Origin of the sequence: Aestuariibaculum marinum (assembly GCF_014596975.1) — a bacterium.
Taxonomy (GTDB): domain Bacteria; phylum Bacteroidota; class Bacteroidia; order Flavobacteriales; family Flavobacteriaceae; genus Aestuariibaculum; species Aestuariibaculum marinum.
Genome location: NZ_JACVXD010000009.1, coordinates 22965 through 43621, shown reverse-complemented (window position 1 = coordinate 43621; position 20657 = coordinate 22965). Strand labels below are relative to the sequence as shown.

Here is a 20657-nt window from a genome sequence, read left to right as displayed (position 1 = left end):
TAAGATTGAAAAATGAAAAATAATAAGGATATATTAAAATGGTTTGAAAATGAGTTAGGTGAGGAAGAATTTTCAGAATTAAAACAATCTGAAAATTTTGAAACGCTCGAAAAAATTGCTCATTATGCCAAGCATATGAAAGCACCAGAGGTTAACCCTCAGGATGCTTTAATGGCGTTTAAAAAACGCAATTTAAATAAGAAGTCTCCAAAGGTGATAGATTTTAATTTTAAAACTATTATAAAGGTTGCAGCTATTTTAGTGGTTATGCTGACTTCTTCTTATTTTTTATTTTTTAATAATGATTTAAGTTTTGAAACCGAAATAGCTCAAACCGAAACATTAACCTTACCCGATGGATCAGAAGTGATTTTAAATGCGGCTTCTAATCTGCATTACAATAAAAAAGAATGGGCTTCTCATCGTTTTCTGGAATTAGAGGGAGAAGCCTTTTTTAAGGTTCAAAAAGGAGAAAAATTTACCGTAAACACTTCGTCAGGAACAGTTCAGGTATTAGGAACTCAGTTCAACGTTAAAAGACGGGTTAATTATTTTGAGGTACAGTGTTACGAAGGATTGGTCGCTGTAACTTACGATAAAAAAACTGTAAAATTACCGCCAGGAAAATCATTTCGAGTAGTTAATAATACTATTCAGTTGGTTGATGATTTTGAAGCAGAAAAGCCATCCTGGATGCAAAACGAATCTTCTTTCAATAAGGTGCCTTTAAGAGAAGTTGTTAGTGAATTACAGCGCCAGTATAATATTAATGTAAAACTTGAAAATGTAGAAGAGGATTTATTATTTAAAGGTGCATTTACCCATGAAAATTTAGAAATAGCATTAAAGTCCATTACTATTCCTTTAGATTTAAATTATAAAATTGAAGGCAAACATGTTGTGCTTTATAGAAAGTAAACACCATAAAATATTACTTTATTTAGTTTTGTTAGTCATGCATTTTGGTTACGCACAAAATGCTGATGAAGCGGCAATGTCCCAAATTTTGGTAAAGATAGAACGGCAATACAACGTGAAATTTTCATATGCCCCAGATGATGTTGCCAATCTTCACGTTGAAATGCCAAAACCAGAGTTTAGTCTTTCTCAGGTTATAGAATATCTCAATCGTAAAACAGTTTTAAATTTTAAGACCCTAGACAATCGGTATATTACAGTTTCGAAGGCTAATAAAACGATAACGGTGTGCGGACAGGTGTTTGCGGTTTCTAATAAACAGACATTAATGGGAGCGTCTGTTTATATTAAGAATTCAACTAAAGGCATGGTAACCGATGCACAGGGGTATTTTGAGTTAACGGATGTGTCTTTGGAGTCTGTTATTGGTTTGTCCTATATCGGGTTTAAGGAGGTTGAATTTCCGGCTGCAGAATTGTTTTCTGGGAATACAGCTTGTGAATCAATATTTCTTGAAGCAAATAGCGAACAACTTAATCAAATTGTAATAACTAAGTTTTTAACTACAGGTGTTCAAAAACTGGTTGACGGAAGTACTGTGTTAAACACAAAGGCATTCGGGATTTTACCAGGTTTGATCGATCCTGATGTGCTACAATCGATTCAGACCCTACCAGGTATTGAAAGTGTAAACGAAAGTATAGCAAATATTAATGTTCGCGGAGGAACTAACGACCAGAATTTAATTTTATGGGACGGAATAAAAATGTATCATTCAGGACATTTTTTTGGATTGATTTCTGCATATAACCCTAATTTAACAGATAGAGTGATTGTTACAAAAAACGGCACGAGTAGTGAATTTAGCGATGGGGTTTCTAGTACTATTGATATGCGAACTAAAAATGAGCTGATAGGAGAATTTTCCGGTGGGTTCGGTACAAATTTAATAAGTGCTGATGTTTTTTTAGAAATGCCGATATCAAAAAGCGTCGAACTTCATGTCTCTGGTCGTCGCTCGTTTACTGATGCCTTTAAAACCTTAACTTATAATAATTATTTCGATCGAAGTTTTCAGGATAGTGATATTCGAACTCAAAAGGAGAATAGTGGAGATATTGATACAGCTTCCGATTTTAAGTTTTACGATTATACAGCTAAAGTATTATTCGACCTGAATGAAAACCATAAGTTTCGAGCAAACTTTATAGAAATTAGTAATAATTTAGGTTACAATGAAAGTGTTAATGATGCTTCGGGGGAAACACAAGCAAAGTCTAGTAATTTATCACAGAAAAATACAGGTTTCGGAGGGCACTGGCTGGCGAATTGGACAGATGCTTTTAATACAAGTTTTAATGCCTATTATTCGAAATATAAGGTCGATGCTCAGGATTATAACGTGGAATCTGATCAATTATTAACTCAGGTTAACGAAGTTTTAGAAACCGGATTCAAGGTTAGTTCTAATTATAAAGTTAATAACAATCTTAAGTTTTTGAATGGTTATCAGTTTAACGAAACTGGCATTTTAAATGAAACAGCGGTAACTTCCCCTGCATACAATAGAACTAAAAAAGATGTGTTGCGTAACCATGCTTTGTATTCTCAATTAGAGTTAAAAGCGTTGAACACATTTTTAAGAGCGGGTGTGAGGTTAAATTATTTTGAAAAGTTTAATCGGTTTTTATTTGAACCTCGACTAAATGTTAGGCAGAAATTGATTGGCGCTTTTAGTTTGAAACTGGAAGGAGAATTTAAAAATCAATCGGCTACTCAGGTTTTTGATTTTACTGATGATTTTTTAGGTGTTGAAAAACGTCGTTGGATTTTAGCTAACGAACAATCTATACCAATTTCTAAAAGTAAACAAGGATCTATTGGTATGGAATTGAATAGGAATGATTTAAATATTGGTTTCAGCGGATTTTATAAAAAGGTTAAAGGGATTACAGCAAGCAATCAGGGGTTTTATAATAATTTTCAATCCTTAAGCGCTATTGGGGAGTATAGTTCAAGAGGACTGGAGTTTCTGGCGAATAAAACCACAAATAAATACAGCACCTGGTTAAGTTATACTTATTCGATAAATGATTACAAGTTTCAAACTTTTGAACCTTCGGTTTTTCCTAATAATGTTGATATCAGACATTCTTTATTATTGGCTTTTAATTATAATGTCTTAGATAATTTAAAAATATCAGTGGGTGGTTTATGGCGTTCTGGTTTGCCTTATACTAAACCCGTTGAGGGAAACGAAACCGTTCAGTCTGGTAACAATGTTTACGTGAATTACGACGCTCCTAATAGTGAAAATCTAGACGTGTTTAGACGTGTTGATGTGTCTTTGAGTTATAAGTTTAAAATGTCAACCGCTATTCAGGCAGCTTTAAAAGTAGGGGTGCTGAATCTTACGAATTCAAAAAATATAATTAACCGTTATTATAAGGTGGACCCCGAGAATTCAGAACAGACCATCCAGGTGGATAATACTTCGTTACCCTTAACTCCAAATGTGAGTTTCAGATTTCTGTTTTAATGTAAAATAGAAATCGTTAAAATGTTAATTTTAAACGTTGAAACGTAGAATATAATGTATTTTTTCTACTTTTGGTAATAACCCTAAACTTAAACAATGAAAAAGATTGCTTTCTTGGTGTTTTTAGGATTGTCTTTTTGGACTTCTAAAGCACAAAACGATGTTGATGCCTTGCTTGCAGCGGGAATAGATGACGCGCAACGGTTTACTAACGATTATTTAGCTCCTGCTACCAATGGTTTAATGTATAGCATGAATGCCAACTGGTTTAATACGGCAGATGCTAAACCTTTGGGAGGATTTGAAATTTCAGTGATAGCCAATGCATCTCTAATTAGTAAATCGGATAAGTCTTTTTTGATGAATACTAATGATTACGAAAATGTTCGTTTTGTAAGTGGTTCATCATCTCAGAATGTTGCAACGGCTTTAGGAGAGAACGATCCGGATGTATTGGTAGAGATAACCTATGATGACCCTATTTTTGGAGAGCAAACCGAACAAATTGAGTTACCTTCAGGTATAGGTAATGCTAGTGGGAATTTATTGCCTTCGGCGTTTATTCAAGGAGGAGTGGGGCTTATTAAGGGTATAGAAGTGAAAGCGCGATTTATGCCTGAAATAAAAACCGATGAGGTGGCCTTTAATATGTATGGCGCGGGATTGCAGTTTGAAGCTACCAAATGGTTGCCTGCCGATAAATTATTACCAGTAGCTCTTTCCGGTTTAGTAGCTTATACCCACCTTGGTGCTTCTTACGATTTAACCGAATCTTCCGGTGTTGATGGAGAAAATCAGAAGTTAGAAAACGATACAAACACCTGGTTGTTTCAGTTAATAGCTTCAACTAAATTGCCTGTTATTAATTTCTATGGAGGTGTTGGGTATATTAACGGAAAATCGGAATCTGATTTATTGGGTACTTATCGTGTGTCTAATGGTTTAATTATAGCAGAAGACATTGTAGATCCATTTTCGGTGTCAAGTAAGGTGTCAGGTTTTCGTGGAACTGTAGGAACAAAATTAAAAATTGGATTTTTCAGATTTAATGCCGAATACCATTTAGCCGAATTTAATGCCTTTTCTGTAGGGCTAAATTTTGGGTTCCGTTAAATCAAAATTTACATAACAAAAATATATTCAAAAAGTGTAAGATTTAATCTTGCACTTTTTTTATTTAGAGTATTTTAATTCGTAAATTTGGAAGGGAAAACCTAAGCTTTTTAGCTATTCCTAGCTAAACAATTTCCTAAGTTCTATCTTTATAACATTGAGAAAATTCAAAATAAAATATTAAACTATAAAACATTAAAATATGAAAGTTACAGTAGTAGGTGCAGGAGCAGTAGGTGCGAGTTGCGCAGAGTACATTGCCATTAAAAATTTTGCATCAGAAGTCGTTTTAGTAGACATTAAAGAAGGGTATGCCGAAGGTAAAGCCATGGATTTAATGCAAACTGCTTCGTTAAATGGCTTTGATACAAAAATTACGGGTGTAACAGGAGATTACAGTAAAACAGCAGATAGCGATATTTGTGTTATTACTTCAGGAATTCCAAGAAAACCGGGTATGACTCGTGAGGAATTAATTGGTATTAATGCTGGTATTGTGAAGTCTGTCGCAGCAAGCTTAATCGAACACTCACCAAACACCATCATTATTGTTGTAAGTAACCCAATGGATACAATGACGTATCTAGTACACAAAACAACAAACTTACCAAAAAATCGCATTATTGGTATGGGAGGGGCTTTAGACTCAGCTCGTTTTAAATACCGTTTAGCTGAAGCGCTTGGAGCGCCTATTAGCGATGTGGACGGAATGGTTATTGGTGGTCATAGCGATACCGGAATGGTGCCTTTAACATCTCATGCTACAAGAAATAGTGTAAAAGTGTCTGAATTCTTAACGGAAGAGCGTTTAGAGCAAGTGGCTGCCGATACTAAAGTTGGTGGAGCAACCCTTACCAAACTTTTGGGAACATCGGCGTGGTATGCACCTGGAGCTGCAGTAAGCGGATTGGTGCAAGCTATTGCCTGCGACCAGAAGAAAATATATCCGTGTTCAACATTATTAGAAGGTGAATATGATTTATCTGATATCTGTATTGGTGTTCCGGTAATTTTAGGAAAAGATGGTATTGAAAGTATTGTTGATATTCCTTTAAGTGAAGCCGAAAAAGCACATATGCAATCAAGCGCTGAAGGGGTTAGAAAAACCAATGGATTACTTGAATTATAAGATACTAAGATAAAATTTTAGATATTTTAAGGAAAGACTGTAGAAATACAGTCTTTTTTTTATATTTGGCGCATGAGAACAAAATGGTACTTTGGTGCTTTAATCGTATTAATTTCCTTTTTAGGTATTTATCAGAACAGAACGTCTGAGCCTAATCAGGAGATTGTGCTGCAATTCACAGATGTTGAGGTAACGTCTGATGAAGCCCATAGTGCTATTCAGGAAGTAACCCATCAACTACAAGCCATAGGCGCTGATGCCGTTCAGGTAAAGCAGTTACAAAACGGCGAGGTAGTCATCTCTTACTACAGTGCTAACGATGTGGCGAGTATCAAAGCCTTGCTTGCTGAAGACGATTTGTTACAAATTGGTTACGCTACTACAAAAGGCGATAATTTACCATCAAAAGAAGACTCAAAAACCTATAAGTTCGATGTTTTCGAAATCCATAAAGCCAACGATTCACCATCTGGTTTTGGAGGAAAACACATGCTGAGTGCTAAGCAGGACTTCGATAGGTTTTTCAATCCTTATACTTATTATTTTAATACGTTAGAAGACGTTAATAGCAACCATCTTAGTGTTGAAGTAGCGTTAAAAGTATTTAGAGAGATAGCCGTTGCAATAGATAATACAACGGGTAATATTCCAGAGGTACGAGCCGGCCCTATATCTTTGGGGTTAGCTTAAAACATGTTAGAATTGGGTTTTTCAGTCCATCGTTGTGTAATACTTCTGTTTTAATCAAGGCTTCCCAACAACTCAAATTATACACTTACAGCTTCTAAAAGTGAATTCATTTTTAGAACACCATTAATTACAATTTTAATTAACTAAAAAGCGTGTCAATGTTTAATGCATCACCTGTGGTGGCGTCAATAAGCAAGACACAAAATTAACAAAACATGCAAAATAAAGGATTAGTAAAACTATTTGCTGTTTTATTCGGATTGGTTAGTATTTATCAGCTATCATTCACGTTTAAAGCGAACCAAATAGAGAGCAAGGCAGAAGAGGTTGCCATTAACAATGTTCCGGAAACGGAAGACCATTACAGAGCAAAGCGTAGTGCTGAAGAATTAAATTATTTAGACGCTGTTGCTAATGATACTGTATTTAATATCGGTATCGCTAAATTCACTTATAATGAAGTGAAACAAAAAGCCATGAACCTTGGTTTAGACTTAAAAGGAGGTATTAACGTAATTCTTCAGGTTTCTGTAAAAGATATCTTAAAAGGGTTAGCAAATCATACTAAAAACCCGGTATTCAATAAGGCTTTAGATGATGCTTCAGAATTACAAAAAGATTCGCAAAACACATATTTAGAAGATTTCTTTATCGCTTTCGATAAAATTAAAGGAGATACTAAATTAGCGTCCCCAGATATTTTCTACACAAAAACTTTAGATGGTGAGATTGATGGAAGCATGTCTGACGACGAAGTTAAAGTGGTTATCGAAAGAAAAATTGACGAGTCTATCGTTTCGGCTTTCGAAGTATTACGTAAACGTATCGATGAGTTTGGTGTAACATCTCCAAACATTCAGCGTTTAGGAACTTCTGGGCGTATTTTAGTTGAGTTACCAGGGGTTAAAGATATTGAAAGAGCAACTGCCTTATTACAAAGTACAGCTCAGTTAGAGTTTTGGGATGCGTACAGAGGAGAGCAGTTCTTCGGATTCTTAACTCAGGCAAACGAAACATTAAAGGATGTTGTTGATACAAAATCTGAATCTGCAGAGGTTGAAAGTAACGATCAGGAAGATGCACAGGAAGATGCTATTGACGATCTTTTAGGTGATGCGACTACAGATTCTACAGCTGTAGATACAGTAAACCCCATTTTCGATTTAATCCGTGGCCCTGGGTACCAAGGAGGTCCAATTGTAGCTTACTTTGAAGTTGCAGACAAAGATCAAGTATTAGAATACTTAAACATGCCACAAGTAAGAGCATTACTTCCTGCAGAAATGCGTTACGTGAAGTTTGCTTTTGGTAAACCAGAAACAAATAGTGAAGTTGTTGGTTTATACGCTTTAGCTGGAAACAGAGACAACGAGCCACAGTTGAGTGGTGCTGTAGTAACTGATGCACGTCAAAATTACGGACCAACAGGAAAGCCAACAGTTTCTATGCAAATGAATGCTAAAGGGGCTAAAATCTGGGAAGAAATGACTGGAGAGGCATTTACTAACGGAAGCCAAATTGCTATTGTTTTAGATAACGTAGTGTACTCTGCTCCAGGTGTAACAACGGGACCAATCTCAGGAGGTAATTCTGAAATTTCAGGAAACTTTACATTAAACGAGGCTATCGATTTAGCGAACGTATTACGTGCAGGTAAGTTACCGGCATCTGCAGATATTATTCAAAGTGATGTTGTAGGACCATCTTTAGGACAGGAAGCAATTGATAGCGGTACTATGTCGTTCATGATTGCTTTAGCTTTGGTATTAGTATGGATGGTAGTTTATTATGGTAAAGGTGGTGCTTTTGCCGATGTAGCGATGTTATTAAATATCTTATTAATCTTTGGTATCTTATCAGGGTTAGGAGCAGTATTAACGTTACCTGGTATTGCGGGTATTGTATTAACTATTGGTATGTCGGTCGATGCGAACGTGCTTATTTTTGAGCGTATTCGTGAAGAACTTGGCAAAGGTAAAGGGCAGAAGGAAGCCATTCAAGATGGGTTTAGCAATGCATTATCGTCTATTTTAGATGCGAATATTACAACTGGTTTAACAGCGTTAATATTATTCGTATTCGGGACAGGGCCTATTAAAGGTTTCGCAACAACATTATTAATTGGTATTGCAACATCTTTATTTACAGCAATCTTTATTACAAGATTATTAATCGATTGGTATGCGAACAAAGGCGGGAGTCTAGATTTCTCAACAGGAATTACAAAGAATTTATTCAGAAACATCAATATAGAATTCCTTAAGAAACGTAAGTTGGCTTATATCATTTCTGGTGTTGTTATAGTATTAGGTTTAGGTTCATTATTTACTAATGGTTTAGATCAGGGTGTAGATTTTGTAGGAGGTAGAACGTATAGAGTGGTTTTCCCACAAGATGTTAGTGCTTCAGAAATAAAGAGTGTTTTATCACAGCCAGATGTATTTAATAGTGCAGATGCTAAAACTGTAGGTGCAAGCAATAGCTTAAAAATTACAACGAAGTATAAAATTGATGAAACAGGTAAAGAAGTAGACGAAGAAATCAGAACAAAATTATTCGATGCCATTCAACCTTATTTAGGAGACTTAACGTACGAAGAGTTTATTGATAATACTAACGTAAATAAAGTTAACGGTTTAATGGAAGCTTACAAGGTGAGCCCTACTATTGCAGATGATATTAAACAAGCATCATTCTGGGCGATTTTAGGGTCGTTAATCGTAGTGTTCCTTTACATCTTATTCCGTTTCAAAAAATGGCAATACTCTCTTGGTGCTGTTGCGGCGGTATTCCACGACGTATTAATCGTTTTAGGGGTATTCTCATTAACCTACAAGTTTATGCCATTTAGTATGGAAATTGACCAGGCGTTTATCGCGGCTATCTTAACGGTAATTGGTTACTCGTTAAATGATACGGTGGTTGTTTTCGATAGAATTCGTGAATATTTTAACGAGCACACCGGATGGGATTTTGGTAAAGTGGTTGATGTATCATTAAGCAGTACATTAAGTAGAACATTAAATACTTCGTTAACCACTTTAGTGGTGTTGTTAGCCATCTTCTTCTTTGGAGGTGATTCTATCAGAGGGTTTATGTTTGCATTAATTGTTGGTGTAATTGTTGGTACATATTCATCACTATTTATCGCAACGCCGGTAATGTTCGATACGGTAAAACGTTTAGAAGATAAAAAGAAGAAAAACTAGTTTAGTTAGTTCTTGATAATAAAAAGCCCGTTAGTTTTAACGGGCTTTTTTTATGCTTAAAATTTAACATATTTTCTCGTTGAAGGCTGTGTACAACTGATATGTTATTTACATACATTTGCTTAAAATTTATCTGTAATGAATTATCAATTAATACTTCAAACTGTTTAGGTGAAAATCCAAACACAGTCGCGAAAAAAGTTTCTTTTTGTTTCGCGTTGGGGCGAGTCTCTGGACATTGCTAACACAATTTACTTAGAAGGTCACGCCGTAAAATTATACATAGAAGACAAAGCGTCTAAAGAAATAGGTTATGGTTTTGTGCCCAAAGCAGCAAAATGGGAAAAGCATGTAGATTGGGCCGATATTATCGTGTTCGATTATACAGGTTATGGAAAAATTGCCAGTGCATTAAGAGCTAAAGGGAAACTTGTATTAGGTGGAACCGAATACACCGATAATCTGGAACTGGATCGGAATTTTGGGCAAGCCGAATTAAAGAAGCATAAGATAAAAGTGATTCCTTCAAAGGAGTTTACCACGTTTAACGACGCTATTCATTACATAGAAAACCACCCGAGTTCGTATGTGTTGAAACCTTGTGGGGAAACACAAGAGCTTAAACAATTATTGTTTGTAGGAAGTGATGAAGAAGGCCTGGACGTGATTCGCGTGTTAAAAGCTTATGAAAAATCATGGGGAAACAACTTCGGGAATTTTCAATTACAGCGAAAAGTTAAGGGTGTTGAAATATCAATCGCTGCCTTTTTTAACGGGAACGAGTTTATTTACCCCATAAACATCACCTTCGAACATAAAAAGTTATTCCCTAAAGAGCTTGGTGTGTCCACTGGAGAAATGGGAACAAGTATGTTTTGGGTTAAAGATTCGCCTATTTTTGAAGCGACTTTACTTAAGTTTCAGCATACCTTAGCCAAGCATCATTTTATTGGACATATCGATATTAATTGTATCGTGAATGGTAATGGTATTTATCCACTGGAGTTTACTTCCCGTTTTGGGTATCCGCAGGTGCTTATTCAGCGAGCGGGAATTAATGAGCCTTTGGGTGAGTTATTTTATAAACTGGTGACCAGAAAGAAGTTTAAAATTAATACTAAAAAAGGGTTTCAGGTGGGCGCTTTTATCGTGGTGCCGCCATTTCCTTATGACGATAAAAAAACGTTTAATCTATTCTCAAAGGATGCGGTAGTTGTGTTTAAGAAAAACGGTAAGGAAGGTGTGCATCCTATGCATTTAAAAAAGGTAAACGACGAATGGCTTATTACTGGAAATACGGGAATTGCTGTATTAGTAACCGGAGTTGGAAATACCATGAAGGATGCTCAAAAGATGATGTACAATCGTATTAATAATGTCATTATTAATAACGGTTATTATCGTACCGATATTGGTGATCGGTGGACCGAAGATTCCGATAAATTGTGGTCATGGGGTTTACTATAAATTTTTTATTATGACTTTAGAAAAGAGCCTCGATGTCGAATTGTTTTTTTCCATTCTTCCGCAGGATTGGAAAGTGGGAATTTTGCCTTTTTGGGACGATTATAATTCGTCTACCACATGTTTAGTAATAAAGGACAATAATGAAATTATTGCTGGTGGGTTGATATTCTCTAAATGTCCGCCCGATATGTTATATGCTAAACAGGAAGCTGATTTTTGGTTTGAAGCCGGTTATAAATATTTAGGTTTTATATATGTTTCTGAATCCAGAAGAGGACAGAATTTGGGCTCTTTTTGGCTAAATAGTTTGAAAGAAATGTATCCTGAAACCAAATTTTGGTTAACCATTGAGGACTTGAATCTTGACCATTTTTATGTTAAAAACGGATTTCGAATGAATAAATCGCTCTTTAATGATGGCGTTGAAGAGCGAATTTACATCTCTTGTTAAATCCAGATTATTTTGTATAACTAATACTATCGTTTACTGCAAGTTGCCATTTATCGGCAAGACCAGCATTAACTTCAAGTACATATTTTGCCGGAGCATTAGACGGTAAAGAGGATTCATCAAAAGGTTTAGCGTTTTTCTGAAAACTTACAATTTTGTTGTTTTCATCAATATAAATAATGTCAAGAGCGATTCGGGTATTTTTCATATAGAAGTAACGCTCTCTTACATCGTCAAAAATAAAAAGCATGCCTTGTTTTGGTTTCATGGCATCTCTATACATCAATCCTGTTTGAATGTCGAAATCGGTATCGGCGATTTCAATATCCAGTTTTACCTGTGTAGAATCGGCTTTAAAAATGGTAAGCTCACCTTCTTTGGTGAATGTAATTTCGGTTTGCTTTACTTCTTTTTTTTCTTCTTTACAGCCTGTTACATTTAATGTAATACAGGCTGAAAGTAAGAAATAATATATTTTTAAACTGTTAAAGGTCATGTTAAACAACAGGTTGTTTTGGTTTGTAAACAAACATGAAATACAGACCGATAATAATAAACGGAATACTTAACCATTGTCCGGTGTTTAACCCAAACCAGTTGATGTATTCGTCGCCTTGAGGTTCTTTAACGAACTCAACAAAGAATCTGATGGTCCAAAGTAAGATTAGGAACAAGCCGAATAAAAATCCGGTTTGATCTTTTTTCGTGGTTTTAGAGTAGAAAAACCATAAAATCAGGAATACAAAAATATAACAGAACGACTCGTATAATTGTGCCGGATGTCTGTAAGGTACGGCCTCAAGTAAATTTTGAAACTGCGGATTTGTTGTTACAGCATGGTAAGCTTCCTGTACGTCTTTAATACCGGTTAATTGTACAATCTGACTTTTGTAGTATTGGTCTTGAATAAAACGTACACCAAAAGCAGAATCGGTTACCTTTCCTATAATTTCAGAATTAATAAAGTTTCCAATTCTAATAAAAACAGCACCTGAAGCAACCGAAATCACCACGCGATCTAAAATCCAAAGCAAGGATTTGTAATTGTATTTTTTACGATACAAATACATACCAACAATAATTCCAATGGCAGCACCATGACTTGCTAAACCTTGGAATCCGGTAAATTCAATGCCATCTTTAAATCGGAATGGTAAAAAGATACTGAAGAAGTCTTCAGAAATTAATTCAGATTGATAAAACAAAACATGTCCTAAACGCGCCCCAATCATGGTAGCCAGAACAGTGTATATAAATAAAGGGTCTAAATATTCCAATGAAACTTTTTCTTTGGTAAAAATACGTTTCATAATAAACCAGCCTAAAACGAATGCGGTTACCCACATGAGGCTATAAAAGTGTAATTTGAAATTTCCAATGATATCGATGCCTGTTACGGGATTCCAATCAAATTTTAATAGGTACATAAGTTTTGTTTTTCTTGAATAGGTGTAAGTTGTTCTTTTGGTTTAAAGCGTTTCTATAATTTCAACTTCAAAAATTAAGTTTGCGCGAGGAGGTATACCACGATTACCCATTTCGCCATACCCTAAATGATACGGAATAAATAAGGTCGCCTTATCACCAACACTTAGTTGTTGTAAACCTTCTTTGAAACCAGGAATCATACGCGCATCAGGGCTAATCTCAGCTTTAATTGGTCTGTACATTTCTGCATCACGTTTTCCGGGATTTACCATATCGTGTGTTTTAGCTACTTCTAATTTACTCGTGTCAAAGAGTTTTCCGTCTTCCATATATAAACTATAATCAGTTAAAATGATAGCTGTGGTTGGTAATTTTTTACCATCACCCTTTTCGCTGATATAGTATTTTAAACCAGAAGGTAGGGTAGTGGCTTCTGCTTTTTGTTGTTCAAATTTTTCTTTCGTAGCTTTTAGTAAGGCTGCGTGTTTTGCAGCTTTTTCTTTTTCTAAGCGTTCAGCCTCAATAAAATGATTTTCAAAAATATCCGGAGCATCAAAACCTCTGGCATCTTTACCTTTACGGATGATGTTTAGTTCTTTAATATAGACGGTGTCGATTGGTGCATCCATCATATCTGTTTTTACACTAGCAATGCTATCTTCAACATTTAATCCAATAACTAATTCACCAAAAACAGAGTGTTTATTGTCTAAGTGGGGTGTAGCCCTGTCGGTAATGAAAAATTGACTTCCATTGGTATTTGGACCAGAGTTGGCCATAGATAAAATACCTACTTTATCGTGTTTTAATTCTGGAGAAAATTCATCGGTAAATTTATATCCAGGTCCACCTGAGCCATTACCTATAGGGTCGCCACCCTGAATCATAAAACTATCTATTACACGATGGAATATGGTGCCGTTATAAAACTTTTTCTTTTTATAATTTTCGGCGACCATCGTATTGGTGCCTTCCGCTAAAGACACAAAATTGGCCACGGTAACCGGTGTTTTATCATAGGTTAATTTAGCAACCATAACGCCTTTACTGGTTACAAATTCAGCATAAATACCATCTTCAAGTTCAGGGTATTGTGCTTTACATGAGGTTAAATTAGCAAGTAGTAGAACTACAAAAAATAGTTGAACTGAAATTTTTAACTGTTTCATGTGGTTTTTTAATTGTTTATGGGAAATAGTTAGTTTATATTTTATTGAACTAATCGTCTTCAGTTTTTGTTATGGAATTTAGGGTTACTTGACACATAAGCGGGGTGTTGCTCCCAATTTTGTTTTGGTCGCCATAGTAACCGTAAGCCTTTTGTGAAGGGAATAAAAACGTAACGGTTTCACCTGTTTTCATCAGTTTTAAGCCTTCTCTTAAACCGGTAAAAAGTTCTTCTTTATCAATGGTATAATTGCGGGTTTTTATATCATCAAAGGAATAAATAGTGTTTCCATTTAATGTTTTTACGTCGTAGTTATAGTTTACAATGTCTCCAAAAACAGGTGTTTGTAAGGAATCAATTTCTGTTTTAGTATTGTAAAAATACCAAAAACCACTTTCTGAAGCGATGTAATCGTTGTCCTGCTTTTGTGTCATGAATTTCTCGATCAGAGCTTGTTCTTTTGCATTTAGCTTTTTGTTGCGCTCTACAGAGGCATCAATGAACGAGCCTGATTTAACTGAAACAGGTCGTCTTGCTTCCGGAGATTTACAAGCAAACGCCAAAGTTATTAAGGTTAGAGTTAAAAATTTATTCATTATTCAGGGCTTTATTATAACTAGGCAATATACTAATAAATTTTTCAACAGTTTTGCTTAAAGACAACTCGCTTCGTCCACCTGCAGCATTAATATGTCCGCCACCATTAAAATGCGTTCTTGACATGTCGTTTACTGAAAATTCACCTTTTGAACGTAAGGAGATTTTAATGATACCTTCCTGTTTATCTTCAATAAAAATAGCAGCTAAAACAATATTTTCTAGAGATAAACCATAGTTAACAATACCTTCGGTATCTCCTTTTTTGTAATTGTATTTGTTAAGTTCGTCTTGAGATAACGTTATAAACGCTGTTCTGTGTTCTGGAAGGACTTTTAAATTGGTTAAAGCGCAACCTAATAATTGTAAACGATGGTAGCTGTTAGTATCGTAAATATTATTGTGAATATCTGAGTTTTTTGCGCCTTTATCAATAAGTTCAGCTATAATACGATGTGTATGACTTGTGGTTGAAGGGAAACGGAAAGAGCCTGTATCGGTCATAATTCCGGCGTATAGGCAGGGTGCAATATTGGCATCAATCAAATTTTTATCACCAAGCATATCGATAAAATGATATACCATTTCACAGGTTGAACTCATGCTTACATCGCTGTAGGTGTACAAGGCGTAATCCTCCGGGGCCTGATGATGGTCTATCATTATTTTAATGCCACTACTTTCAGCTAAAGCTGTTTCCATATTTCCCGTACGGTTTAAGGCATTAAAATCTAATGTGAAAATAATGTCTGCATTACTTATCAGTTCGTCTGATTCAGCTTTTTGTGTATCGTATTTTAAGACCTTGTTTTCATCGGGCATCCACTTTAAAAAATGCGGATAATCGTTAGGAGCGATAACATGAACTTGATGGTTGCTTTTTAAAAGATAATGGTAAAGGCCTAAAGTAGATCCGATGGCATCACCGTCGGGATTTTTATGTGGTACAATAACTATCTTTTTTTCAGTAGATAACAATTGTTTTATGTTGCTTATTTCTTCATTTTTCATAGATGACGAAGATACAATTTTTTTAAAATTACATAGGCTTGTTTTTATTGATAAATAGCGTACTTTTGCAGCAAAATTAAAAGACCTTCATTGTAGAGTATTTTAGAATAGTAGATACAATTTTTAGAATGCTTTAGATGAAATAAAAAGAATAACACTAAAATTTAAAAATGGCAACAAATAGAACATTTACAATGCTAAAGCCAGATGCAGTTGAAAACGGACACATTGGCGCAATATTAGAAAAAATTTCAGCTTCAGGATTTAGAATTGTAGCAATGAAATTAACGCAAATGACCAAAGCTGATGCTGAAGCATTTTATGCAATTCACAGTGAGCGTCCTTTCTTCGGTGAGTTAGTAGAGTTTATGACTCGCGGACCTATCGTAGCTGCTATTTTAGAGAAAGAAAACGCGGTTGAAGATTTCAGAACTTTAATTGGTGCTACAAACCCGGCGGATGCTGCTGAAGGTACTATTCGTAAATTATACGCTGCTTCTGTTGGAGAAAATGCAGTTCACGGAAGTGATAGCGATGAGAATGCTGCTATTGAAGGTGCATTCCATTTTGCAGGAAGAGAGCAGTTTTAATTAAACGGCTTTATATAAAATTAAAAATCCCGCTATTGCGGGATTTTTTTGTGTCTTAAAAAAATTAAATAGTATATATTAAATTACTTTTACATTTACTGCGTTTAATCCTTTTTTACCTTCTTTCAGTTCAAATTCAACTTCATCACCTTCGCGAATTTCGTCGATTAAACCTGAAATGTGAACAAAATGTTCTTTTTTTGAACCTTCTTCGATAATGAAACCAAACCCTTTAGAATCATTGAAGAATTTTACTGTTCCTGTACTCATAATTGAAATATTAGTTATTAATTGAGTTAAATGTAGTATAAAATTTTTTGAAGTTTATTTTTTTTGTGTAAAATTTTTAATAAAAGTTTACGCACAAAAAAAGGCTATCAATAATTATTGATAGCCTTTTTGTTGTAATTGTTAAAGTATATGTATTAGATTACTTTTACGTTTACGGCGTTTAATCCTTTTCTACCTTCTTGTAGATCGAATTCAACTACATCACCTTCACGAATTTCATCGACTAGTCCAGAAATGTGTACGAAATGTTCTTTGTTGTTGTCATCTTCAACGATAAATCCAAAACCTTTAGAATCATTGAAGAATTTTACTGTACCTTTACTCATTGTATTTGTATATAAAAAATTTAAAGGTCAAAGGTAATGTAAATAAGTACAGCTTGTTAGAAATCGAAGGCTTTTATTATTTTTATTTTTAAACGTAGTTATCTTAAAATCAATTTCTTAATAATTTCTTTACCAAGAGCCTCGTTAATCATTACTATAATCTTTTCTTTTCCGTAGCTTAATTCTTCTCGTAAAACACTAGAATTAAGCTGTACGTAAAGTGTATCACGTTCTAAATTAACCGATCGGGTGTAATTATTTACACCATTACCCATAAGGTCTGCCCAAGCATCGGCTACATTGACCTTATCTAAACCTTTTTCTAATTTGTTGGTTTCTACAAATTCTTTTAAAGCGTCTGATATGCTAATATGTTCGTTATTGCGTTTTGCCATGAATTTGGAGTCTTGATAAGTGGCAAAGGTACTATGTTTTAGAGTTCAAACTGAAATAACTTTTTAACAAGTGCTTCTTTTTGGTACCAATCGTTATACACTAATTCTAGTTTTTTGACTTGAAACGTTCCAAAGTTATGATGTTTAAAAGCTTCAATGGTTTTTAAGAATTCATTTTTATTTTCTAATTTATTTTTAAAACGCACAATCGTAGCATGTGCTGTTTGTATGGCGTAACGTTTGTCGATGCTTTGTTCTAAAGTTGAAGTTTTAAAGTTTTGCCTTAGATTGTCTCGAATTGAATTTAAAGCGTCGTTATTCATAAAACCTTTTAACATAATACAGGAAGGTGATGCTGTTAAGCCTTTAAATTGAATTTCTATATTAGGTGAATCGATTAAACTTTGTTTGATAACCTCAATATAATCTTGAATGTTAATCTGGTTGAGTTGAAATCCGTTGTAACAAGAAATAATAGACATTACGGTGATATGAATATCTGTACTTTCGTAGTAATATTGATTAGGTTCAATGGCTTTTAATTCACTTAAAAACTTTTGAATATTGGTTTTAACAGCTGCCGAAGGTCTTAATAATAAGGTGATGCCAAATCGGTTGTCGCTTTTCGAGTCGATTAAAGTATCAATGTGGTAAGTGTCGTTTTTTATTTTTTCAATAGATGTGTTGTATAGATTGTTGTAATGCTCTTCGAGATTCATAGGCTTTAAAGTCTGAATATTTCGTAGGATTGATGGGCTTGTTTTACTGCATTTTCAGTGCGTTCGGCATGGGTGTCGCTTATAAATATTTGTCCGAAGTTAGCATCGTCAACCAATTTAATAATCTGCGTTACGCGATTTTCATCAAGTTTATCAAAAACATCATCTAATAATAAAATGGGATTGACACCACTTTGTGCTTTTATAAAATCGAATTGCGCCAGTTTTAAAGCAATTAAAAAGGATTTTTGCTGGCCTTGGCTACCAAATTTTTTTATGGGATGATTTTCTATATTGAAATTTAAATCGTCTTTATGAATACCAACACTTGTGTATTGTAAGGCTTTGTCTTTATTAATACTTTTTTGCAATAAGGTGTTTAAATCATCTTCAAATAAACCACTGCTATACTCGAGCTCTACATTTTCGTTGCCGTTACTTATGGCTTGATAGCGCTCTTTGAAAATGGGAATAAAAGTTTCTAAAAACAATTTTCGCTTTTCAAAAATTTGTGAGCCGTAATCGTTTAACTGCTGGTTGTAAATCTCTAAAGTTTCTTTGTTAAACGTATGATTTAGTGCGAAGTATTTTAACAGGGCATTACGTTGAGATAAAATCTTATTGTAATTAATCAGGTTGTTTAAATACACTTTGTCGCTTTGCGAAATAACCCCATCTATAAATTTACGGCGGGTGTCGCTACCTTCTATAATTAGGTCTCTATCTGCTGGAGAGATAATTACCAGAGGCAAAAAACCAATATGGTCGCTAAACTTGTCGTAAATCTTTCCGTTACGTTTAATAACTTTTTTTTGTCCGCGTTTCAGACTAACGATTATTTTTTCAGATTTATCATCTTTTATATAGTCACCATTCACTACGAAAAACTCTTCGCCATGCTTAATGTTTTGTGTCGCTACCGGATTAAAATAACTTTTACCGAAGGATAAATGATAAATGGCATCGAGTACATTGGTTTTTCCAATACCGTTGTTACCAACAATACAATTTATTTTGTCGTTGAAATTGAAGGACTTACTTTCGAAATTTTTATAGTTTAATAATGAAAGTGATTTTAAAATCATAAAAAAAGCAGCTTAAAGCATGTTATGGAGTTGCGACTCTTTAAAAAGGAGGTGCAAATTATTGAAAAAATACAAATAAATAACCTTTTGTATATGAAGAAAAATTATATTTTTGCGAGGCATTAACTTTAGAATAAATACATGGCAACATATAACAAAAGAGGTTATAAACCGAAAAAGAAGGTAGAAAATGACGTTGTAGAAGAAGTATACGAACAAGATTCTACAACAGCAGAGGTATTTAATACGTTAGACGAAACAGCATCTAAAACTGAAGAGTTTGTTGAGAAGAATCAAAAATATATCTTCATGTTTATTGGTGTTGTGGCAGTTGTTGTTTTAGGGTATTTAGGATACAACGAGTTTATAGCGAAACCTAAGCAGCAAAATGCAATGAACGATATGTTTCAGGCTCAAAAATATTTTGACCAAGCCGTAAACGGTGTAGAAAAGGATTCGTTATTTAACTTAGCCTTAAACGGAGGTGAAGGTAAATACGGTATGTTAGATATTATTGAAGAGTACAGTGGAACTGCATCGGCTAATCTGGCACACTATTATGCAGGTACAGCTTATTTAAGATTAAAAGATTACAAAAATGCGATTGAGTATTTAAGTGATTTTAAAAGTGAAGATGAAATTTTAGCCCCATTAGCTAAAGGAAATATTGGAGATGCTTTCGTGCAGTTAAACCAACCTGAAGATGCTTTAGGTTACTACGAAGAAGCTGCTAATATGAGAAATAACGGGTATACAACGCCAATGTACTTATACAAAGCAGGAGCAATTGCTTTAGAATTAGGTAAGGCAGGTAAAGCGTTAGATTACTTTAACAGAATTAAAGAAGAATATCCAAACTCTACTGAGGCAGCAACTATCGATGTGTTTATTGGTAAAGCCGAGGTATTGGCAAGTAAATAACATATGGCTACCGCAAATAAAAATTTATCAGAATACGATAAAGCTACAATCCCAAATGCGAAGAAATTTCGATTTGGGATTGTTGTTTCTGAATGGAATGATACCATTACAGAAGGCTTATATCAAGGAGCTTACGATGCGTTAGTAGAAAACGGAACATTGCCTGAAAATATCATTCGTTGGAATGTACCAGGAAGTTTCGAGTTAATCTATGGCGCTAAGAAAATGCAGGAGCAAATTGTAAGTGCAGTAATTGTAATAGGAAGTGTTATTCAGGGAGAAACTAAGCATTTCGATTTTGTATGTGAAGGTGTAACTCAAGGCATAAAAGATTTGAATGTGTTACACGAAACACCGGTTATTTTCTGTGTGCTTACCGACAATACTATGCAGCAAGCTATTGATCGTTCTGGTGGGAAACACGGCAACAAAGGAACCGAAGCAGCCATTGCAGCTATTAAAATGGCTGAGTTACGTAATAACAGCTAAAGTGTTGCTATAGTAGTTTTTAGCGGTACTAATAATAATAGAGGAGATGCTTAGTCGATAAAATCACTAAGCATCTCTTTTGTTTTTAACCATTTTAACAGGATATCTGTTAACAATTTTT

At 34.7% G+C, this 20657-nt stretch carries 21 protein-coding genes; 11 read left to right on the top strand and 10 right to left on the bottom strand.

What is annotated here, in order from left to right:
• The first annotated feature begins 12 nt into the window (after positions 1-12).
• From ICJ85_RS13365 to ICJ85_RS13330, 8 genes are all read left to right on the top strand, one after another.
• Positions 13-918 (top strand): FecR family protein, encoded by a 906-nt coding sequence (locus ICJ85_RS13365; protein ID WP_188224301.1) that lies wholly within the window; start codon positions 13-15, stop codon positions 916-918.
• Positions 896-3457: a carboxypeptidase-like regulatory domain-containing protein gene (locus tag ICJ85_RS13360; RefSeq protein ID WP_188224300.1), complete on the top strand. Its 2562-nt coding sequence runs from the start codon at positions 896-898 to the stop codon at positions 3455-3457. Before ICJ85_RS13365 ends, ICJ85_RS13360 begins: the two co-directional genes overlap by 23 nt.
• A gap of 96 nt (positions 3458-3553) precedes the next feature.
• Positions 3554-4570, top strand: a complete 1017-nt coding sequence (locus ICJ85_RS13355; RefSeq protein ID WP_188224299.1) for a DUF6588 family protein — start codon at positions 3554-3556, stop codon at positions 4568-4570.
• Between the two features lie 202 nt (positions 4571-4772).
• Positions 4773-5699, top strand: coding sequence for a malate dehydrogenase (locus tag ICJ85_RS13350; RefSeq protein WP_188224298.1), 927 nt, complete (start codon positions 4773-4775; stop codon positions 5697-5699).
• Between the two features lie 72 nt (positions 5700-5771).
• Positions 5772-6389, top strand: coding sequence for a hypothetical protein (locus tag ICJ85_RS13345; protein ID WP_188224297.1), 618 nt, complete (start codon positions 5772-5774; stop codon positions 6387-6389).
• 215 nt (positions 6390-6604) lie between these two features.
• Entirely contained in the window at positions 6605-9598 is a 2994-nt protein-coding gene (gene secDF / locus ICJ85_RS13340) for a protein translocase subunit SecDF (RefSeq protein ID WP_188224296.1), read from the top strand.
• Positions 9599-9769: 171 nt separating this feature from the next.
• Positions 9770-11065: a phosphoribosylamine--glycine ligase gene (locus ICJ85_RS13335; protein ID WP_188224295.1), complete on the top strand. Its 1296-nt coding sequence runs from the start codon at positions 9770-9772 to the stop codon at positions 11063-11065.
• Between the two features lie 10 nt (positions 11066-11075).
• Entirely contained in the window at positions 11076-11516 is a 441-nt protein-coding gene (locus tag ICJ85_RS13330; protein WP_188224294.1) for a GNAT family N-acetyltransferase, read from the top strand.
• Positions 11517-11523: 7 nt separating this feature from the next.
• Here ICJ85_RS13330 and ICJ85_RS13325 read toward each other — a convergent pair whose 3' ends face one another.
• Genes ICJ85_RS13325 through ICJ85_RS13305 form a run of 5 tightly spaced genes read right to left on the bottom strand, consistent with a single transcriptional unit; the run spans position 11524 to position 15720 of the window.
• Complete coding sequence (locus ICJ85_RS13325; protein ID WP_188224293.1) at positions 11524-12012, bottom strand: DUF192 domain-containing protein; 489 nt, start codon at positions 12010-12012, stop codon at positions 11524-11526.
• A 1-nt stretch (position 12013) separates the two neighbouring features.
• Positions 12014-12943, bottom strand: a complete 930-nt coding sequence (lgt, locus tag ICJ85_RS13320; RefSeq protein ID WP_188224292.1) for a prolipoprotein diacylglyceryl transferase — start codon at positions 12941-12943, stop codon at positions 12014-12016.
• Positions 12944-12985: 42 nt separating this feature from the next.
• Positions 12986-14113, bottom strand: a complete 1128-nt coding sequence (locus ICJ85_RS13315) for a peptidylprolyl isomerase (RefSeq protein WP_188224291.1) — start codon at positions 14111-14113, stop codon at positions 12986-12988.
• 49 nt (positions 14114-14162) lie between these two features.
• Entirely contained in the window at positions 14163-14708 is a 546-nt protein-coding gene (gldI, locus tag ICJ85_RS13310; protein ID WP_188224290.1) for a gliding motility-associated peptidyl-prolyl isomerase GldI, read from the bottom strand.
• On the bottom strand, positions 14701-15720 hold the full coding sequence (locus tag ICJ85_RS13305; RefSeq protein ID WP_188224289.1) for a DHH family phosphoesterase: 1020 nt from the start codon (positions 15718-15720) through the stop codon (positions 14701-14703). Before ICJ85_RS13305 ends, gldI begins: the two co-directional genes overlap by 8 nt.
• 170 nt (positions 15721-15890) lie before the next feature.
• On the opposite strand from ICJ85_RS13305, the gene ICJ85_RS13300 reads away from it, so the two are divergent.
• Positions 15891-16310: a nucleoside-diphosphate kinase gene (locus ICJ85_RS13300; protein WP_188224288.1), complete on the top strand. Its 420-nt coding sequence runs from the start codon at positions 15891-15893 to the stop codon at positions 16308-16310.
• Between the two features lie 78 nt (positions 16311-16388).
• Here ICJ85_RS13300 and ICJ85_RS13295 read toward each other — a convergent pair whose 3' ends face one another.
• The 5 genes from ICJ85_RS13295 to recF form a co-directional block, all read right to left on the bottom strand.
• Positions 16389-16580 carry a cold-shock protein gene (locus ICJ85_RS13295; RefSeq protein ID WP_188216976.1) on the bottom strand — a complete coding sequence of 64 codons (192 nt, stop codon included), beginning with the start codon at positions 16578-16580 and terminating at the stop codon, positions 16389-16391.
• Positions 16581-16735: 155 nt separating this feature from the next.
• A complete protein-coding gene (locus ICJ85_RS13290; RefSeq protein ID WP_188216977.1) occupies positions 16736-16927 on the bottom strand; it encodes a cold-shock protein in 192 nt (63 codons plus the stop codon).
• 98 nt (positions 16928-17025) lie between these two features.
• A complete protein-coding gene (locus tag ICJ85_RS13285) occupies positions 17026-17322 on the bottom strand; it encodes a DUF721 domain-containing protein (protein ID WP_188224287.1) in 297 nt (98 codons plus the stop codon).
• Between the two features lie 38 nt (positions 17323-17360).
• The gene (locus ICJ85_RS13280; RefSeq protein ID WP_188224286.1) at positions 17361-18041 is read right to left on the bottom strand and encodes a 2'-5' RNA ligase family protein; all 681 of its coding nucleotides are present in this window, start codon (positions 18039-18041) and stop codon (positions 17361-17363) included.
• Positions 18042-18046: 5 nt separating this feature from the next.
• Entirely contained in the window at positions 18047-19126 is a 1080-nt protein-coding gene (recF, locus tag ICJ85_RS13275) for a DNA replication/repair protein RecF (RefSeq protein WP_188224285.1), read from the bottom strand.
• A gap of 141 nt (positions 19127-19267) precedes the next feature.
• On the opposite strand from recF, the gene ICJ85_RS13270 reads away from it, so the two are divergent.
• On the top strand, positions 19268-20047 hold the full coding sequence (locus ICJ85_RS13270; RefSeq protein WP_188224284.1) for a tetratricopeptide repeat protein: 780 nt from the start codon (positions 19268-19270) through the stop codon (positions 20045-20047).
• A 3-nt stretch (positions 20048-20050) separates the two neighbouring features.
• Positions 20051-20536 carry a 6,7-dimethyl-8-ribityllumazine synthase gene (ribH, locus tag ICJ85_RS13265; RefSeq protein WP_188224283.1) on the top strand — a complete coding sequence of 162 codons (486 nt, stop codon included), beginning with the start codon at positions 20051-20053 and terminating at the stop codon, positions 20534-20536.
• Positions 20537-20657 lie beyond the last annotated feature (121 nt).

What these genes read in the sequence shown, in the direction of transcription:
- ICJ85_RS13290 (WP_188216977.1), bottom strand. Translation starts at nt 16,927, where the DNA reads ATGAGTAAAGGTACAGTAAAATTCTTCAATGATTCTAAAGGTTTTGGA.
- lgt (WP_188224292.1), bottom strand. Translation starts at nt 12,943, where the DNA reads ATGTACCTATTAAAATTTGATTGGAATCCCGTAACAGGCATCGATATC.
- ICJ85_RS13355 (WP_188224299.1), top strand. Translation starts at nt 3,554, where the DNA reads ATGAAAAAGATTGCTTTCTTGGTGTTTTTAGGATTGTCTTTTTGGACT.
- ICJ85_RS13280 (WP_188224286.1), bottom strand. Translation starts at nt 18,041, where the DNA reads ATGAATCTCGAAGAGCATTACAACAATCTATACAACACATCTATTGAA.
- recF (WP_188224285.1), bottom strand. Translation starts at nt 19,126, where the DNA reads ATGATTTTAAAATCACTTTCATTATTAAACTATAAAAATTTCGAAAGT.
- ICJ85_RS13295 (WP_188216976.1), bottom strand. Translation starts at nt 16,580, where the DNA reads ATGAGTACAGGAACAGTAAAATTCTTCAATGATTCTAAAGGGTTTGGT.
- ICJ85_RS13350 (WP_188224298.1), top strand. Translation starts at nt 4,773, where the DNA reads ATGAAAGTTACAGTAGTAGGTGCAGGAGCAGTAGGTGCGAGTTGCGCA.
- ICJ85_RS13315 (WP_188224291.1), bottom strand. Translation starts at nt 14,113, where the DNA reads ATGAAACAGTTAAAAATTTCAGTTCAACTATTTTTTGTAGTTCTACTA.
- ICJ85_RS13330 (WP_188224294.1), top strand. Translation starts at nt 11,076, where the DNA reads ATGACTTTAGAAAAGAGCCTCGATGTCGAATTGTTTTTTTCCATTCTT.
- ICJ85_RS13300 (WP_188224288.1), top strand. Translation starts at nt 15,891, where the DNA reads ATGGCAACAAATAGAACATTTACAATGCTAAAGCCAGATGCAGTTGAA.
- ICJ85_RS13345 (WP_188224297.1), top strand. Translation starts at nt 5,772, where the DNA reads ATGAGAACAAAATGGTACTTTGGTGCTTTAATCGTATTAATTTCCTTT.
- ribH (WP_188224283.1), top strand. Translation starts at nt 20,051, where the DNA reads ATGGCTACCGCAAATAAAAATTTATCAGAATACGATAAAGCTACAATC.
- ICJ85_RS13285 (WP_188224287.1), bottom strand. Translation starts at nt 17,322, where the DNA reads ATGGCAAAACGCAATAACGAACATATTAGCATATCAGACGCTTTAAAA.
- ICJ85_RS13270 (WP_188224284.1), top strand. Translation starts at nt 19,268, where the DNA reads ATGGCAACATATAACAAAAGAGGTTATAAACCGAAAAAGAAGGTAGAA.
- ICJ85_RS13360 (WP_188224300.1), top strand. Translation starts at nt 896, where the DNA reads ATGTTGTGCTTTATAGAAAGTAAACACCATAAAATATTACTTTATTTA.
- ICJ85_RS13365 (WP_188224301.1), top strand. Translation starts at nt 13, where the DNA reads ATGAAAAATAATAAGGATATATTAAAATGGTTTGAAAATGAGTTAGGT.
- ICJ85_RS13305 (WP_188224289.1), bottom strand. Translation starts at nt 15,720, where the DNA reads ATGAAAAATGAAGAAATAAGCAACATAAAACAATTGTTATCTACTGAA.
- secDF (WP_188224296.1), top strand. Translation starts at nt 6,605, where the DNA reads ATGCAAAATAAAGGATTAGTAAAACTATTTGCTGTTTTATTCGGATTG.
- ICJ85_RS13325 (WP_188224293.1), bottom strand. Translation starts at nt 12,012, where the DNA reads ATGACCTTTAACAGTTTAAAAATATATTATTTCTTACTTTCAGCCTGT.
- gldI (WP_188224290.1), bottom strand. Translation starts at nt 14,708, where the DNA reads ATGAATAAATTTTTAACTCTAACCTTAATAACTTTGGCGTTTGCTTGT.